Origin of the sequence: Mucilaginibacter terrigena (assembly GCF_004168255.1) — a bacterium.
In the GTDB taxonomy this organism is placed as follows: Bacteria; Bacteroidota; Bacteroidia; order Sphingobacteriales; family Sphingobacteriaceae; genus Mucilaginibacter; species Mucilaginibacter terrigena.
Window position 1 is genome coordinate 195,862 of the sequence record NZ_SEWG01000004.1, and the last position, 16,831, is coordinate 212,692.

The window sequence follows — 16,831 nt, forward strand, 5'->3', positions numbered from 1 at the left end:
ATACTTAGTATCCGGCTATTTACATTAAACGTTGGGAGGCGGGGTGGGTACCGAAGGGTGGTAAATTTGCTTGTAAAGCGAATTTTCTAAGTTGTGCAGTATATTGGTTTCGATAATAAAAGGCCTGTAAATTGCCAGGTGGTTAATGCTCTCGTCAAAAAATTTCTTCTCTTTTAACGATTCTTTTTCCGGGCTTTCCTTTTCGTTTTTCGATTCATGCTCTAACTGCATAATAACCGCGTGAACCGTTTTATTATCGATGCATACAAAAACCGACGCAGTAGATATAACCATCTTTACAATAAAGATGCCCATAAACAATGCGGCTAATGAATTTTTGAAAATCCGGTTTCCCATGCGTTACAAAGATAGGATTTTTTACAAAAGCAAAGTATCCTTATGGCGTTTAAAGCTAATCTTACAATATAATTACTAATTTTATCGCTTTACCAATAAACCGCATTGTGAACAAAAAGTTGGAGATATTACAAAAAAAGCGCGACCAGGCGCTTGAGGGTGGAGGCGCTGTACGTATTGAAAGTCAGCACAAAAAGGGGAAATTAACCGCCCGCGAACGGCTGCATTTTTTGCTGGACGAGGGCTCGTTCCAGGAGATAGGCATGCTGGTTTCGCACCGCAGTACCGACTTTGGGATGGAGAAAGAAAAGTACCCCGGCGATGGTGTGGTAACCGGTTATGGTAATATAAACGGCCGGTTGGTATACGTTTTCTCTCAGGATTTTACCGTTTTTGGTGGATCCCTGTCAGAAACCCACGCCGAAAAGATCTGTAAAATAATGGACCTGGCCATGAAAAACGGCGCACCGGTTGTAGGGCTTAACGATTCGGGCGGCGCGCGCATCCAGGAAGGTGTGGTATCGCTTGGCGGCTACGCCGATATATTTTACCGCAACACCATGGCCAGCGGCGTAGTGCCGCAGATCTCGGCCATTATGGGCCCTTGCGCGGGCGGCGCGGTGTATTCGCCCGCCATTACCGATTTTATTTTGATGGTAGAGCATACCAGCTACATGTTTGTAACCGGCCCCAATGTGGTTAAAACCGTTACACACGAGCAGGTAACATCAGAAGAGTTGGGCGGCGCAAACACCCACGCAACAAAAAGCGGGGTTACCCACTTTGCCTGTGCTAACGAGATAGAAGCCATCAACAACGTCAAGAAGCTTTTAAGCTACATGCCGCAAAATTGCGAGGACCGTGCCCCTGCCCTGCCTTACGAGGTAAATAACGAGGAACGCCCCGCATTAACGGATATACTGCCAGAGAATGTTTCGCAGCCCTACGATATCCGCGAGGTGATTGAGCAGGTGATAGATGGCGGATCATTTTTAGAAGTGCATAAAGATTTTGCCGAGAATATTGTGGTGGGCTTTGCCCGCCTTGCCGGTCGCAGTATTGGCATAGTGGCCAATCAGCCCGCGTTTTTAGCGGGCGTGCTTGATATCAATTCATCAACCAAAGGCGCTCGCTTTGTGCGTTTTTGCGATAGCTTTAATATCCCGCTGCTGGTTTTTGAAGATGTACCGGGCTTTTTGCCGGGCACCGACCAGGAGTGGAACGCCATTATCACCAACGGCGCCAAGCTGCTTTACGCCTTTTGCGAAGCCACCGTGCCGCGTATCACCGTTATTACCCGAAAGGCCTACGGCGGCGCGTACGATGTGATGAACTCCAAACACATCGGCGCTGATATGAATTACGCCTGGCCGTCGGCAGAAATTGCCGTAATGGGTGCTAAAGGCGCTGCCGAGATCATCTTTAAACGCGAGATAACATCCGCCGAAGACCCGGAAGCCAAATGGCGCGAAAAGGAAGAGCAATACGCTACCATCTTTGCCAACCCCTACCGCGCCGCCGAACGTGGCTTCATCGACGAGGTAATTGCCCCCGCCGAAACCCGCGTAAAGCTGATCCACGCCTTTAAAATGCTGGAGAATAAAGTAGTGAACAACCCTAAGAAAAAGCATGGGAATATTCCGTTGTAAAAATTATTGTTTTTAGATGTACGACGTTAGATTTGAAAGGATTAGCAATGCAATATTTTACTGTTGCATTTGCTTTGCCTTTTTTTCTTGTAAGCCTAAAAGCCAACCTAAGACCATAAAGCCCAAAGCTAAAATTGTGGCAAGCTCAAAACCTGTCATATTAAACAGTTGTAGCTATAGTAATGATGTTTCTTCGTTAGGGATTGGTTTGATTATGGCTGCCGATACTGTCGAATTATTTAATGACAGCCTGCTTACAAGCAGGTATATTAAAGTTAGTATGTACGGCGATAATATGAATATCGCACCGGTATGCCCCAAGTTTTACAAGCCCGATTATGGCATTATGCATTTTGTTTGCCTTAGTCAAACCTCAAAAGTCTATACGGTGCTTAATGGGAAAGCAGATGTTAAATATCTCCCGAGAGTTAAAGGCTATGATTTTATTACCTGGGAAAAGTATATCCTCAGCTCTTTTGGTGTAAAGCGAACTACGGAGAACGGCAGCAGGCCTGTAAATGATCAGCCTTTAAGAATATCACCCGGCAGTGCCGACACAGTTGTCATCCCCAAAGGCTTAGAAATGTTTTGCCCGGTAAAACTAAAAGGCGATTGGCTAAAGGTTAAATACGATTGTTTTTATAACGATGAGGATACAAAACATAAAAGCGAACCTTGCAACAGTTATATAAGTGAGTGCAAAAACCCGACTACCGGCTGGATAAGGTGGCACGAAGGCAATAAGCTATTGATAGATATATTTGTAATGGAATGACATGTAAATTCATCAGCACTAAGACCAAAAAAATCTAAGATGTCCATGCTTTTAGCCCTTTTGATACTCTTATTTATCTTGTCAGTCCCTGTTTTAGTGGGCTATTTCTTTTATAAATGGATCAAAACAAAAAAATGCAAATGGCTTGTTTGGTTCATATTGTTAACAACCATTCTTATTTTTTTAAGCTATGAAATATACACAGCAATATATCCAACAGATAGTTTCTATTTTGATGAATTTAAAAAGGTTACGTCATTAGATATTCCGAAATCTGCTGAAGTAATAGATAAAACGGTCTCCTACCCCGATTTTCATGGCGATTACACTTCGTGTTCTATTATAAAACTATCTAAGGCAGACTATACAATGCTTTTAGATACACTTGACCACAATAAAAGCATGCTTAAAAACCCCGAAATTGTAGGGAGTAAAGAACTTGGCGAGGTTATGATAGCGAGGAAGGCATCCGACATTAAACGATCTTTTTCCAGAGATATTCCGGATAAAGACTATGATACTTATATCGGCTTTTTTAAGGATGGTGAGCACATTTTAGTTTATTTTGTAAATCCTTAATTTAATAACTATGCTACCGCAAGCGTCCTCGATTGTGGATTTAGGTGGTAACGAACATGCGTCCATAATGCAAAGTGTATACTTAGCATGCGGCCACAAGCGGGACGTATGCGGTAGCGACAGTTAATGCCAACGGCATAGCTAAACTTCAATATTCGCAATTCAACATTCATCATTCACAATTAAAAAATCTTTTACCTCAAATGCTCTCAATCGAACAAATAACCCCTCACCTCACCTGGCGTTTGCGAAGGGATATATTGTACCCGGGCCATTACCTGCACAATATGGAGATGGACGAGGATAACCATGGTTACCACTTTGGGGCGTTTGAGGATAATGCTTTGGTGGGCGTAGTGTCGCTGTTTCAAAACGGTAGCGACTGGCAGTTTCGTAAACTGGCCGTGGTGGCTGAGGTGCAGAAGAAGGGACTCGGCACTCAATTATTAAACTATATTACCGCCTTTGCGGAGCGGGAAAACGGCACCAGGCTTTGGTGCAATGCAAGGTTATCGGCCACCGGTTTTTACGAAAAGCTGGGTTATAGCAAGGTTGGCACAGAGTTCCATAAGAATGGTGTCGATTATATCAGAATGGAGAAAAGTATCGCCTCAACATAAAAAAAGATCAGCCTGCCTTGCGCAAACTGACCTTTGTGACTTTAACTAATTACCTGATCTGATTATTACGACGCAAAGGTGCGCTTGTACTATAAAGTAAATGTTAAGTAATGAATAAGTTTTATAACTGTTTAATATACATTTATTAATATTCAATAGCTTTATTATATTTGTCGCGGCTACCCACCCCCGGTAGTGTTATTTAATACAACACATGGCAAAAAAGAAACCTGAAGCCGAACAAAAACCGGCTATAGTAAACGAAGCATCATTAGCATTTTTCGAAAAATATATCAATAACCCTTCCCCTACCGGATTCGAATGGAAGGGCCAGCAACTTTGGCTTGATTATTTAAAGCCATATATCGACGATCATTTTGTAGATACCTATGGTACCGCCGTTGGTGTTATCAACCCGCAAGCGGAATACAAGGTAGTCATAGAGGCCCATGCCGATGAGATCTCGTGGTTTGTAAATTATATCACCAACGATGGTTTGATCTACGTTATCCGCAACGGCGGCAGCGATCACCAGATAGCGCCATCAAAGCGTGTTGACATCCATACCGATAATGGCATTGTTAAAGCGGTATTTGGCTGGCCGGCTATCCACACCCGTTTAGGTGGCGAAAAGGAAGAAGCCCCTACGTTAAAGAATATCTTTTTAGATTGTGGCTGCACCAGTAAGGATGAAGTTGAAGCCCTGGGCATCCACGTAGGTTGTGTAATAACTTACGAGGATGAGTTTATGGTTTTAAACAACCGCTACTACGTAGGCCGCGCCCTGGATAACCGCGCAGGTGGTTTTATGATCGCCGAGGTTGCTCGTTTGTTAAAAGAGAATAATATTACCCTGCCCTTTGGCCTTTATATAGTAAATGCCGTACAGGAAGAAATTGGCCTGCGTGGTGCCGAAATGATAGCCCACCGCATAAAACCTAACGTGGCCATTGTTACCGATGTTACCCACGATACCGGCACGCCAATGATAAACAAAATAACCCAGGGCGATTTGGCTTGCGGTAAAGGGCCGGTTATATCATACGCCCCGGCGGTGCAAAATAACCTGAATAAACTGCTGATAGAATCGGCACAGAAAGCTAATATCCCATTTCAGCGCCAGGCATCAAGCCGGTCTACAGGCACCGATACCGATGCGTTTGCCTACTCAAACGATGGCGTACCATCGGCCCTTATATCGTTACCACTGCGCTACATGCACACTACAGTTGAGATGATACACAAAGAGGATGTTGACAACGTTATCCGTTTGATATACGAAAGCTTGTTGAACATCCAAAACGGCCAGGACTTTAGGTACATTAAATAATTTTGAAACATTTATACACGTTTAACATTGTGTATTACACAAACATCTATACCCTACTTTTAACATGAAACCTACATTACTAATTTTGGCCGCAGGAATGGCCAGCCGCTACGGCAGCATGAAACAAGTTGACGGCTTTGGCCCAAACGGCGAAACCATTATCGATTACTCTATATACGACGCTATTAAGGCCGGGTTTGGTAAGGTTAGCTTTATCATCCGCGAAGAATTTGCCGAAAACTTTAAAGCCATATTTGAGCCTAAACTTAAAGGCCGTATAGAAACCGATTACGTTTTTCAGAATTTTGACCTGGAGCCCTTTGGCATCCACGAAAAAATTGAGCGTGCAAAGCCCTGGGGTACCGCGCATGCCGTATTGGCCGCCCGCAACCAGGTAAACGAGCCTTTCTGTGTTATCAACGCTGATGATTATTACGGTTTTGATGCGTTCCAAAAAATGGCAAAGTTCCTTACTACCGAAGTTGCTGACGATAAATACGCCATCATCGGCTACCAGATAGATAAAACCTTATCAGACCATGGCACCGTATCGCGCGGCGTTTGCGCGGTTGATGAGAACGGTAACATGACCGAAGTAACCGAGCGTACCGAGGTGTATTTTAAAGAAGACGGCAGCGTAGCATACAAAGATACCACCGGCGAGCACCCTTTAGCTAATGATACCCGTGTATCTATGAATTTCTGGGGTTTTACACCGGCGGTTTTCAAGCAAAGCGAAGAGTTGTTCAGGAAGTTTGTTGAAGCCAATAAAAGCAACCCGAAATCAGAATTTTTTATCCCGATAGTAGCCGACGAACTGATCAAAAGCGGTACGGCATCATTTAAAGTTATCCCTACCGCTACCAAATGGTTTGGCGTTACTTACAAAGAGGATAAGCCCATTGTTCAAAAATCGATATCAGAACTGGTAGAGAACGGTACTTACCCAGGCAACCTTTGGAGCTAAATTTAATTAACCGGTACGGATCCCTGCTAACAAGCGGCATCTGTACCGGTATATATAATCGCGAAATTTAATTTTCACTAAACAGATAGCGGTTATATTTCTTATTAATAACCTTTTATTTAACTGCCAGGTATATTTCGCAATATTTGATAAAAGTTATCACATTATTTACATTATCTTAATACCGAAATTTTATCATTACACTAAGGTTAGGGTACCTGTTTAATAATAAGGGGTTTAACACTACTGTTATTTTTACGTTACACATCAAAACATTAAACAAATACAATTAGCTTAGCAGCAATATTTACGTAGCAAACCAAATCACAATTTAAAACGTATTTAAAAATACGTTATAGTAGCATAGAACCAGTTTTGAGCCATTCAGCTAAAATCCCCAGTACACATTGCCCAAAATGCGGCAATTTATTTCATCATCAGCTTCACAGAAGCTGGCTTGTAAAAAAGCTATTTTTCTTTTTACCGCTAAAAAAGTATTTCTGCGCCAACTGCAAAAAATCGATGTACATTTTTAAGAAGGCGGAATAACAATAAAAATTTCATACTATTTTCATTTTTGGTATAAGTATTGCTATTGTATATCAATAACATACGGATACCTATTAGAAATAAAGATATGAGACGGATATTAGCTGTGGATGATGATCGCGATATACTGGAAGTGCTGCAATTTATACTTGAAGACTCGGGCTATAAAGTAGACACCCTTGCCGACGGGCACCATTTTATGGAAACCATAAGAGACAAGCACCCCGACCTGATATTACTTGATATTATGCTTGGTAGTTTAGATGGCCGCGAGCTTTGCAAGGCGGTTAAAAAGGAAGTTGCTACACACAACATCCCTGTAATTATGATATCGGCAAGCCATAATGTGGGCAGCACTATAAACCAGGAAAACGGCCCGAATGATTTTGTGGCAAAGCCTTTTGATATCAACGTATTGCTTAATTCAATAAAAAAACAACTAAGCTCATCATCAGCGGCAGCTTAAAGCGCTTTTGATCTTATTCCCAGTTCAATTAATTCTTTATCAATTCGGGCGTTCCACAATTGTTGCTGGTACCTGTTTGTACTGTGTACCGTTTCGGCATCATATTGTTTTTGCAGGGCGGCCATCTCCCTCAACGCATCTATATAAGCCATATTAATTGCAGCCTCGTAATTATCAGGCGTTAATTCTTCAGCCTTTATCTTTTGCTTAAAATGTTCGGCCACCAGCCTGGCAATGTCAAAATGGTGCTGTTCGTGAGTAAGGTTATAATCGCTTAAATTATCTGTATTTACCCAGCAGGCGCTTTTGGGGGCATAAACCTTAAGGGCTAAAGTAACGTTCACTATGCCGTTAACCATTTTCATATCCTGGTTGTATCCAAATCCGGCAAATACTTCGGCAGCGCGGTTTGATTTGCCCGGCTGCGGCTTGCCGGCAAAATCCGCCCATTTTAAAGGGCGGTTTGTATTGTAATAAATGGTATCCCCTTCTACAGGCTCGGTGTAGTTTGTAAACATTACCTTAACCCCTTTGGCCAGTTTAATATTACCCGGCGCATGTATATTCATCCAGTTATTTAAATATACCAGGCCGTTACCAAGCGCGCTTTTTAACAAAGGTTCTATCTGTTGCGCAGTACCCGGCCTGCGCTGGTAAGTAGTATTGGTATTATAATCAACCAGATGGGCGGCTTCCTCGTCTTGTTTAAAATAGAAGGACATGGAAAGCTTTATATTCCCTTTTACAACACCGCCGCTTACCGGTGCTTCGGCAACGTTTAAAGTTTTTACCTTAATAATTATGGGCCGGTATTTTTTATTAACAGGCAGGGCGTAGCTCATAAAGTTTTTTACAGCCGCAAAACCACCTTTCAAGTCGATAAGATACGCGCTTGCATTTTTACCTGAAGCATTATTTACATAGGGCTGTAAGCTGCCAATAGTAGTGTTGTCTTTCCGTTCATCAACTACAGCGGCTATATAAAACTCCTTAGGGGTTATCTTTAAAGCTTCGTTTTGCAAAGCAATATAGGTAACAGGCTGGGCATCAGCTTTTTTGGAACACAAAACGGCCAGCAAAACGGCCGGCAAAATAACTCCAAATGCTCTGTTTATCATATCCCAAACCAAACGCTTTACGCGGGTAATTATTTTTTCTAAGATATTTCAAAACATTACCGCTACGCCGCGGGGTGTAAATTTAAAGTTTTCCACACGCATACCATCGGTATAAGTGGCATCGTTTAAAAAAAGTGCTTTTCCACATTTGTTAATTACTAATGTGGATTGCATTTTTGCGATTAGCTATTTTAGCACCATCATTATTGCGCTTTATGATCAAACTTAAATACATCACCTTAATTGCACCGGTATTTTTAGCCCTGCCAACGCTGGCGCAGCAAAACCCATCGTTCCACACAAATCGCACCTATCAAAACGCGAACAACCTGCTGGCTATGGGTAAATATGCTGCCGCTGCCGAGCAATACCGCTTAGTTGAACAAATAAAGTTAAAAACAGGCCAGCAATCAAAATTTGAGTCGGAACTTTCTTTACTGAAAGAGAACGCGCAATATTACGAGGCTCTATGCGCATTAGAGCTTGGTAACGATGATGCCGAAAGCATGTTTACCCGCTTTATAAAAGAACACCCCGAAAACCCGCTCACCAAGCAGGCTTATTTCCAGGTAGGTAAATCGTATTTTAAACAGGGCAAGTACAACGAGGCCCTGGTTTGGTTTAACAAAGTTGATGCGGTTGACCTTAACGGCGCGCAAAACACCGAATATAAATTTCGCAAAGGTTACGCTTATTTTGTAACCAACGATTATAAGAACGCGCAGCTGCTTTTTGGCGAGGTGAAGAATAAAAAATCGCCGTTTACCGATGATGCCGTTTACTACTTTGCCTACATCGCTTACTTAAATAAAGATTATCATTTAGCGCTGGTAAATTTCGAGCGGTTAAAAAACTCGAAGAAATACCAGAACAGCTACCCATATTATATTACCGCCGTTTACTTTTTAGATAAACGTTACGATGATGTAATTAACTACGCCATCCCTATCATTAACAGCACCAAACAGCAGAACGAGACCGAAATGCTGCGTATTATTGGCGCATCGTACTTTGCAAAGGCCAATTATGATAAAGCTGTTGAATATTACAGCCGTTTTGAGGATGCCGATAACGGCCGCACCCAAAACACACAGGATAGCTACCAGATAGGTTACGCTTATTATAAAGTAGGTAACTATGGCAAGGCAGCTACGGTGTTAGAAAAGCTGGTAGCCCAAAACGATAATTACAGCCAAAGCGGTAGTTACACGCTGGGCGATGTGTTCCTGAAAATGAACAATAAGCAAAGTGCCCGCAACGCTTTCCGCACCGCATCCAAACTAAATTACGATGTGCAGTTACAGGAGGATGCCTTGTACGAATACGCCAAGCTATCATACGAGCTTGATTTTACTAACGATGCGCTGATAGCCACACGCCTGTATTTAAAAAACTATCCCCGGTCTCCGCGTACCGCCGATGTTAAAATATTATTAGGCGAAGCCTTATTAAATTCCAAAAACTACAAAGAAGCCGTTGAGATACTGGAGCCTATCCCCAATAAATCCGAAAGTGCGCAGATAGCGTACCAAAAGGTTACCTATTTCCGTGGTTTGGAGTTTTATAACGAACGCGCTTTTGAAAACGCCATCGGTATTTTCCTGCGATCGTTACAAAACCCGGTTGATACCAAAATTCAGGCGTTAACACTCTACTGGATGGCCGAATCCATGTACGAGGTACGTAAGTATACCGAGTCGGTTGAAAACTTTGAGCAGTTTTTGGCCATGCCCGAAGCCAAAGAGACCGATGTTGCCAACTTTGCCAACTACGCGCTTGCTTATGCCGCTTTTTACGATGAGCAGTACCGTAAAGCCGCTAACTACTTCGAGAAATTTTTACGCGGCGATGTAAAAGATCAAAGCACCGAAAACGATGCCATAAGCCGTTTGGGCGATAGCTACTTCGCGATGAAGAGCTACGGAAGCGCCTTAGAAAATTACGACCGCATTATTGCCCGCCACAGCCAGGGGCAGCAATACGCCTTATTTCAGCGTGGTATAATACAAGGTTTACAAGGCTCGCCCGATGCTAAGATAAGCACGCTGAACGACCTGCTAAGCCAGTTCCCGAATTCGGATTATGCTGATGATGCCGCGTTTGAGATAGCTTACGCTTACTTTCTTAAAAACGATGGCGAGCGTGCAAAGGCCGACCTGAACGCCATGATACAAAAGTATCCGCGCAGCAGCTATGTACCGCGCGCTTATACTACTATAGGTTTAATTGAGTATAATGCAGGCAATGATGATGCCGCTACCGAATCGTTTAAAAAGGTGGTATCAGATTACTCCTCGTCAGACGAGGCCAAGCAGGCGCTTAAACAGGTAGAGAAAATTTATACCGATAAAGGCGACGCATCGTCGTTCTTAAACTACGCCAACTCTACATCGATAGGCAACTACAGCACTGCCGAGCAGGAAAGCATTTTATACACCGCTGCCAATAACCTTTATTTAAAAGGCGACTGGCAGGGAACGGTAAACGCGGTGAACGCCTATTTCGATAAATTCCCAACCAAGCAGATCTACGAAAAACAAAGCCGGTTTATCCGCGCGCAAAGTTTAGCCAGCCTGGGCAAAAGCGATGCGGCCGTGGTTGATTACAACGTGATACTTAACGATTGGACAAGCGCTTACAGCGAAAAAGCATTGATAAGCATGGCTAAGCTGTATATGAACCAAAAGAAATATAACGATGCCATCGTATTTCTGAAAAGGCTGGAAACCAACTCGGAGTACAAGGCCGATTACAGCTTCGCGGTAAATAACCTCCTGTTATGCTACTCGCAGATAAACATGCCCGATGATGTGCTGAAATATGTTAAGCTGGTACGCGATAACGAAAAATCATCGCAGGAAGAGAAATTTAAGACCGGTTTATATGCCGGTAAAGCTTACCTGCAAAGGGGCGATACCACAGCGGCTGTTAAAGAACTTAACTACACGCTTACCAACACCAAAACCGTTGCCGCTGCCGAAGCCAAGTACAATATTGCCAATATTGAATACCTGCAGGGCAAGTACAAGGTATCGCAAAAAACATGTTTCGACCTGGTTAAGGACCTGCCAAACTATGATTACTGGGTAGCTAAAACTTATATTTTATTAGCCGATAACTACGTTGGTTTAAAAGACATTTTCCAGGCTAAGGCAACGCTGCAAAGTATTATTGACAACTACAAAGGCGACGATGATATTTTAACTACTGCACGCCAGAAGATGGCTGTACTGGAGCCGGAAAAAGCCACCCAGGATAAACCGGAGGAGGCCAAACCTGCAGAAGAAAAACCGGCGGCAACAGAGCCTGCCGCAACCGAACCAACCAAACAGGAAAACAAAGAACAATAGAAAGAGACAAGCAATGAATCAAAGATACACCCTAACACTGCTTACCTTATTAATGGTATTATACTTTGTTCCTGCAGGCGCACAAACAAAGGAAAAAGCTACAACCAAAAAGCCGCCCGCTAAAACCGCGGCTGCCCAAAAGGCCAATGCAAAAACCCTGGGCGATGCAGCCGCTAAAGTACCTGCTGCCGATACGACCAAAAAAGGCGGGCAAAACAATACACCTGCTAATAACAACAGCAGCCTTGCCGAAGAGATTGTGGTAACCACATCGTACAAACCGGTATTGGCCGAAGCGGTAAAAATTCGCCGCAACCCCGACCTGGAAGATAAAACTTTGTACAAAGCGCCTGTTACCTACGCGCCCATTGATAAAAAACTGGCACAGGATAACAACATACGCCAGTTGGAAGCCATGAAAAGGCCTGCCGAGCAGGACTCTGCACAGCTTAACAACTTTGTAAAGGCTGGCTTCGGCAGCATGAAAACCACTTTTGCCGAAGGTTACTTTGGCAACGGTAAAGACGAAGCCCTGCAAGTTGGCGGCTATTTTAAACACCTGGCACAAGGCGGCAGCGCCATCAATAAGCAAAACGACAGCCGGCAGGAAGTTGGAATATTTGGTAAAAGCATCAACGCCGAAAACACACTTACCGGCCGTTTAACTTACAACCGCCATCAAACTTATTTTTACGGTATCGACCAGGATAACCCGCCCGTTGCCTTTGACCCTGCAAAACAGGTTTTTAATAATATAGGCGCCGAGGGCGAAATAGCCAAGAATTATAAGGATGAGGAAAATGCGTTTACCTACGCCGCTAAATTTAAAGGCTACGTATTTAGCAACGCCTTTAGCGCAAAAGAAAGCAATGTTGTAGTTAGTGGTTTTTTAAACAAAACAGTTAAACAATTTTATGCCGGCTTAAGCGCATCTTTAGATTTTGCCACGCAAAAAGACCTGGCTTATTCTAACAATAACAGTATTGTAAGGGCAAACCCGTACATCAAGTTCCAGGGCGAGAATTATAAGATAGACGCCGGTGTTAATATTGCCAAAGAGTTTGGCGTATCATCGCGGTTTTACATATTCCCGGCGGCAAAGCTGGAGTTCCAGGTTGTACCTAAATATGTGCGCCTGTTTGCCGAAGCCAAAGGCGATATCAACCGTGCATCTATCAAGGATTTTACCGATATCAACCCTTTCCTTGGCGAAAATATCACCCTAAAAAATTCTGTTGATAAACTGGATATTACTGTTGGCCTGAAAGGTACATTAGCGCCCGGCCTTGGCTTTAAAGCGGCAATTTATCGCAACAGCGTAAAAAACCTGCCGCTATTTGTAAACAACTTTGCAGCCACATTTAACAAGTACCAGGTAATTTACGATAATGGCGACGCCCGTGTAAGCGGCTTTAACGGCGAGCTTGATTTTAAAGCGAGCGAGGACGTTAACGTTTATGGCCGTGTAGAGTTTAAGGATTACAAAATGGCCACCGAAGCCCAGCCATGGAACCTGCCTAAGTTTGTACTTACAGCGGGTACCAGCATCCACATTAACGATAAGGTTGATATCAACGGATCATTAATGTTCCGCGGAAGCGCGCAAGACCCTTTATTGGTAACCGGCAGCACACCCGCGGCCCCTGTTTATACCCAGGTTGCATCATTTGCCGACCTTAGCGGCGGTGCTACTTATAAAGTTAACAAACAGCTTTCGGTATTTGTACAGGCAAACAATATCCTTAATGCAAATAGTAAAACATGGGTTTATTATCCAAATTATGGGTTTAATATATTTGGCGGGGTAGGCTATGCGTTTTAAGCTTTTTGATGTTTTATAATTATCCGTACTTTTAGCGAATGGATGTAGGCTATTTTATAAGCGAACTGCTGGCGCAACATGGAGACGTAAGTGTACCGGGGTTAGGCTATTTTGCGCACACGCGTATAAATGGTTATTATAACGAGGCCCAGGGCAAGTTTTACCCGCCAACCTACAGCGTACAGTTTGACCCGCAGGTGATAGACGACGAAACACTGGCGCAATATATTGCCGATAAAAAGAACATTTCGCTGGCATCATCAAAATACTTTACCGAAAAATTTGTAAACAGCGTAAAGTTGCAGGCACAAATGGGCGAAGCCCCGCTTGGAGACCTGGGCTGTTTTTACACGCAGGATGGGCAGCTGTTTTTTAAACCCAATACCGATATCAGCACCGATCCTGATTTTTTTGGCTATCAGCCGGTAACCTTGCATAAATTAGGCAGCGCGCCTGCAGAGGTTGAACCGCCTGCTGAAAATGCACCTGCCGAACCTGTTGAACCGGATTATGCAGCCCCTGTAGCCGTACCACAAACGGATAGTAATGAACTTAGGTTTGAAACTGATGAAGAGCACGAAGCTTACCTGGTTGACCTGGCCCGCAAACGGTCGCGCAGGTCGGTTATAACTTTTGTTGTGCTGGCAGCGCTGTTTACAGCACTTGTGGTATATTTAGTTAACCGGTACGATTCATCAATATTTAACCTGGACCAGTTTAAATCAAAAAAAACGGCTAAAAAGGAAACAGTAATTGCCGCGAAGATCGTCCACGTAGAAGATACTGTAAAAACCACTTTACCAACGGATACCGATTCTACAGCTGTGAAAAATGTAGTACCTGTTAAAGACACTATTGCAAAAACACCGCCTGTGGTAAACAATAATATTACAGGGCCACGTTATGAAATATTAGCTGGTGCATTTAAAACAATGGAAAAGACCACCATTGAAATGGATAAGTACAAAAAAATGGGTTTTGAGCCTCATATAGCACTTGGTGTACCGGGTAAAAAGCATAATATATCGCTGGGGACATACAAATCAGCGGGCGAGGCTAATACTGCAATGGATAAAATATTAAATACGGGTAAACTAACCCCAAAACAAGTTTACATACGATTTTTGAAATAAATAGAACACCCGCAAGGGGCTACATATACACTAAGAATTAAATAAAAACTATGATGTTATTATTGCAGGTTGCCGCAGATACCACCGCAAAACTTATTGATACCGCGAACCAGGCTACACAGCAGCTGGCAAAAATACCTGAAGAAGATCTACGCTTTGGCGATCTGTTGATAAAAGGCGGCTGGGTAATGATTCCCATCGGGATACTTGCCGTGCTTGGCCTTGTTATATTTTTCGAGCGTTTCTTTACCATCCGCAAGGCATCAAAAGACGAATCGCACCTGATGACCCAGGTACGCTCAAGCATCCACTCGGGCGATCTGCAATCGGCTATTGCCATTTGCCGTAACAGTAATTCGCCGCTTGGCCGCATGCTGCAAAAAGGTTTGCTGCGTATAGGCCGCCCTATAAAGGATATCGAAGGCGCTATCGAGAACGTGGGCAAGCTGGAAGTAGCCAAGCTTGAAAAAAACATCGGTATTATTGGTATAGTGGCCGGTATAGCGCCTATGTTTGGTTTCCTGGGTACTATTGCTGGTGTAATTAAGATCTTTTATGATATCTCGAAAACGGATAACATCAGCATGGGTGTTATATCGGGTGGTTTATATGTAAAAATGGTAACATCGGCAGCAGGCTTGTTTGTGGGTATCATAGCCTATGTATGCTACCATATTTTAAATATGATGGTTGATAAGGTGATATTGAAACTGGAAACCGATGCCATTGAATTTATCGACCTGTTAGAAGAGCCAAGCAAATGAATTTAAGAAAAAGACATAAAGGCGCATCAGCAGAAGTACACACTTCGGCCATGAACGATATCATGTTCTTCCTGCTTTTGTTTTTCCTGATAGCGTCAACGGTAACCAACCCCAACGTAATTAAGCTGATGCTGCCCAAATCATCAAGCGGGCAATCGGTATCCAAAAAAACCATCAATGTATCTATAGATAAAGACCTTAACTATACAATTGATAAAAAGCAGGTACCGGTAGACCAGCTGCAGCCAACACTGCAAAGCTATAAATCGCTTGCAACCGAGTTAACCATTGTGCTGTATGTAGACCGCACCGTAGCCATACAGGACGTAGTACAGGTAATGGATATAGCGCAAAAACTAAATATAAAACTGGTACTGGCAACAGAACCGAAAGGGTAAATAAGTGGCAGTAGGCAGCAGCAGCGGCAGTATTTTAACTGCTACTGCCACGGCCACTGCTACTATAACTAAATAAATGGACTACAGGGAAGATAATAATTATCCGAAAGCATTTGCTGCCACAGGTATCATACTTGGTGTGGTAATGGCTTTGTGCTATTTTATTGTGTTTCATAACCCGCCGCCGCATGAGGAAGGTACAGGCGGCATCCTGGTAAACTACGGTACGGTTGACGAAGGACAGGGCGACGATTACATGAGCACCGAGGAGCCATCTGTAGCCGAAAAAGCCAACAACACCAAACCGGATAAAGTAACCCCTGCCCCGCCAACCGAAGAAAAGCAGCAGGTGGACAACAGCGATAAAAATGTAGTTACTCAAAATACCGATGATGCGCCCGAAGTTGCGGCCAATACCAATAAGCCAAGCAATACCGTAGCCACACAGCCAACTACCAAAACAGTTGCCAAACCCACGGTTAACCAAAACGCCCTATACAAAGGCAAAACCAACAATGGCACCGGGGAAGGCGACGGAACCGGCAATACCCCCGGCAACCAGGGCAAGCCAACCGGCACCACCCTTACCAATAACTATAATGGAACGGGCGATGGTAATGGCGGTAACGCACTAAGCGCACGTAACTTTGAACGCCCTCCTGCCAAACCTAACCTCACTAATGTTGAAGGTAAAGTGGTGATTGAATTTCGAATAGATAAAAATGGTAATGTTGTATCTGCGAATGCCGCCCGGGGTTCAACAACGATTCAAGGAGATGTTGTAAGTAAGTGCATTCAAGCTGTTTTAAATGCAAAAGTAAACCCTTCTGCAAGTGTAAGTGAAGAGCGTACTTATACACAAACTTTTGTGTTTAAGCGACAATAATCAATATCTTATAGTTCATTGTAAAATTTTGTTGGCTAATGGTTCAAATCAACTTTCGGTGCTACATT

Annotated in this window: 15 protein-coding genes; 13 read left to right on the plus strand and 2 right to left on the minus strand. The window is 43.4% G+C overall.

Going from position 1 to position 16,831, the window contains the following annotated elements:
• Positions 1-24: 24 nt before the first annotated feature.
• Positions 25-357: a hypothetical protein gene (locus EWM62_RS11015; RefSeq protein ID WP_129876720.1), complete on the minus strand. Its 333-nt coding sequence runs from the start codon at positions 355-357 to the stop codon at positions 25-27.
• A gap of 107 nt (positions 358-464) precedes the next feature.
• On the opposite strand from EWM62_RS11015, the gene EWM62_RS11020 reads away from it, so the two are divergent.
• The 7 genes from EWM62_RS11020 to EWM62_RS11050 all read left to right on the plus strand — a co-directional run bounded on the left by EWM62_RS11020 (position 465) and on the right by EWM62_RS11050 (position 7,292).
• Positions 465-2,006 (plus strand): acyl-CoA carboxylase subunit beta, encoded by a 1,542-nt coding sequence (locus EWM62_RS11020; protein ID WP_129876721.1) that lies wholly within the window; start codon positions 465-467, stop codon positions 2,004-2,006.
• A 214-nt stretch (positions 2,007-2,220) separates the two neighbouring features.
• On the plus strand, positions 2,221-2,781 hold the full coding sequence (locus tag EWM62_RS11025; RefSeq protein WP_129876722.1) for a hypothetical protein: 561 nt from the start codon (positions 2,221-2,223) through the stop codon (positions 2,779-2,781).
• 45 nt (positions 2,782-2,826) lie between these two features.
• Positions 2,827-3,360 carry a hypothetical protein gene (locus EWM62_RS11030; protein WP_129876723.1) on the plus strand — a complete coding sequence of 178 codons (534 nt, stop codon included), beginning with the start codon at positions 2,827-2,829 and terminating at the stop codon, positions 3,358-3,360.
• A 203-nt stretch (positions 3,361-3,563) separates the two neighbouring features.
• Positions 3,564-3,980, plus strand: coding sequence for a GNAT family N-acetyltransferase (locus tag EWM62_RS11035; RefSeq protein WP_129876724.1), 417 nt, complete (start codon positions 3,564-3,566; stop codon positions 3,978-3,980).
• A 214-nt stretch (positions 3,981-4,194) separates the two neighbouring features.
• On the plus strand, positions 4,195-5,310 hold the full coding sequence (locus tag EWM62_RS11040) for a M42 family metallopeptidase (RefSeq protein WP_129876725.1): 1,116 nt from the start codon (positions 4,195-4,197) through the stop codon (positions 5,308-5,310).
• Between the two features lie 64 nt (positions 5,311-5,374).
• Positions 5,375-6,277: a nucleotidyltransferase family protein gene (locus tag EWM62_RS11045; RefSeq protein WP_129876726.1), complete on the plus strand. Its 903-nt coding sequence runs from the start codon at positions 5,375-5,377 to the stop codon at positions 6,275-6,277.
• Positions 6,278-6,914: 637 nt separating this feature from the next.
• On the plus strand, positions 6,915-7,292 hold the full coding sequence (locus tag EWM62_RS11050) for a response regulator (RefSeq protein ID WP_129876727.1): 378 nt from the start codon (positions 6,915-6,917) through the stop codon (positions 7,290-7,292).
• Here EWM62_RS11050 and EWM62_RS11055 read toward each other — a convergent pair.
• Positions 7,289-8,410 carry a DUF922 domain-containing protein gene (locus EWM62_RS11055; RefSeq protein WP_129876728.1) on the minus strand — a complete coding sequence of 374 codons (1,122 nt, stop codon included), beginning with the start codon at positions 8,408-8,410 and terminating at the stop codon, positions 7,289-7,291. The genes EWM62_RS11050 and EWM62_RS11055 overlap by 4 nt on opposite strands.
• A gap of 215 nt (positions 8,411-8,625) precedes the next feature.
• On the opposite strand from EWM62_RS11055, the gene EWM62_RS11060 reads away from it, so the two are divergent.
• The 6 genes from EWM62_RS11060 to EWM62_RS11085 all read left to right on the plus strand — a co-directional run bounded on the left by EWM62_RS11060 (position 8,626) and on the right by EWM62_RS11085 (position 16,763).
• Complete coding sequence (locus EWM62_RS11060; RefSeq protein ID WP_129876729.1) at positions 8,626-11,760, plus strand: tetratricopeptide repeat protein; 3,135 nt, start codon at positions 8,626-8,628, stop codon at positions 11,758-11,760.
• Positions 11,761-11,773: 13 nt separating this feature from the next.
• Positions 11,774-13,582 carry a porin family protein gene (locus EWM62_RS11065; protein ID WP_129876730.1) on the plus strand — a complete coding sequence of 603 codons (1,809 nt, stop codon included), beginning with the start codon at positions 11,774-11,776 and terminating at the stop codon, positions 13,580-13,582.
• Between the two features lie 38 nt (positions 13,583-13,620).
• Positions 13,621-14,715 (plus strand): HU domain-containing protein, encoded by a 1,095-nt coding sequence (locus EWM62_RS11070; protein WP_129876731.1) that lies wholly within the window; start codon positions 13,621-13,623, stop codon positions 14,713-14,715.
• A gap of 50 nt (positions 14,716-14,765) precedes the next feature.
• Entirely contained in the window at positions 14,766-15,479 is a 714-nt protein-coding gene (locus EWM62_RS11075) for a MotA/TolQ/ExbB proton channel family protein (protein WP_129876732.1), read from the plus strand.
• Positions 15,476-15,877, plus strand: coding sequence for an ExbD/TolR family protein (locus EWM62_RS11080; protein WP_129876733.1), 402 nt, complete (start codon positions 15,476-15,478; stop codon positions 15,875-15,877). Before EWM62_RS11075 ends, EWM62_RS11080 begins: the two co-directional genes overlap by 4 nt.
• A 76-nt stretch (positions 15,878-15,953) precedes the next feature.
• Positions 15,954-16,763 carry an energy transducer TonB gene (locus EWM62_RS11085; RefSeq protein ID WP_129876734.1) on the plus strand — a complete coding sequence of 270 codons (810 nt, stop codon included), beginning with the start codon at positions 15,954-15,956 and terminating at the stop codon, positions 16,761-16,763.
• The last annotated feature ends 68 nt before the right edge of the window (positions 16,764-16,831 follow it).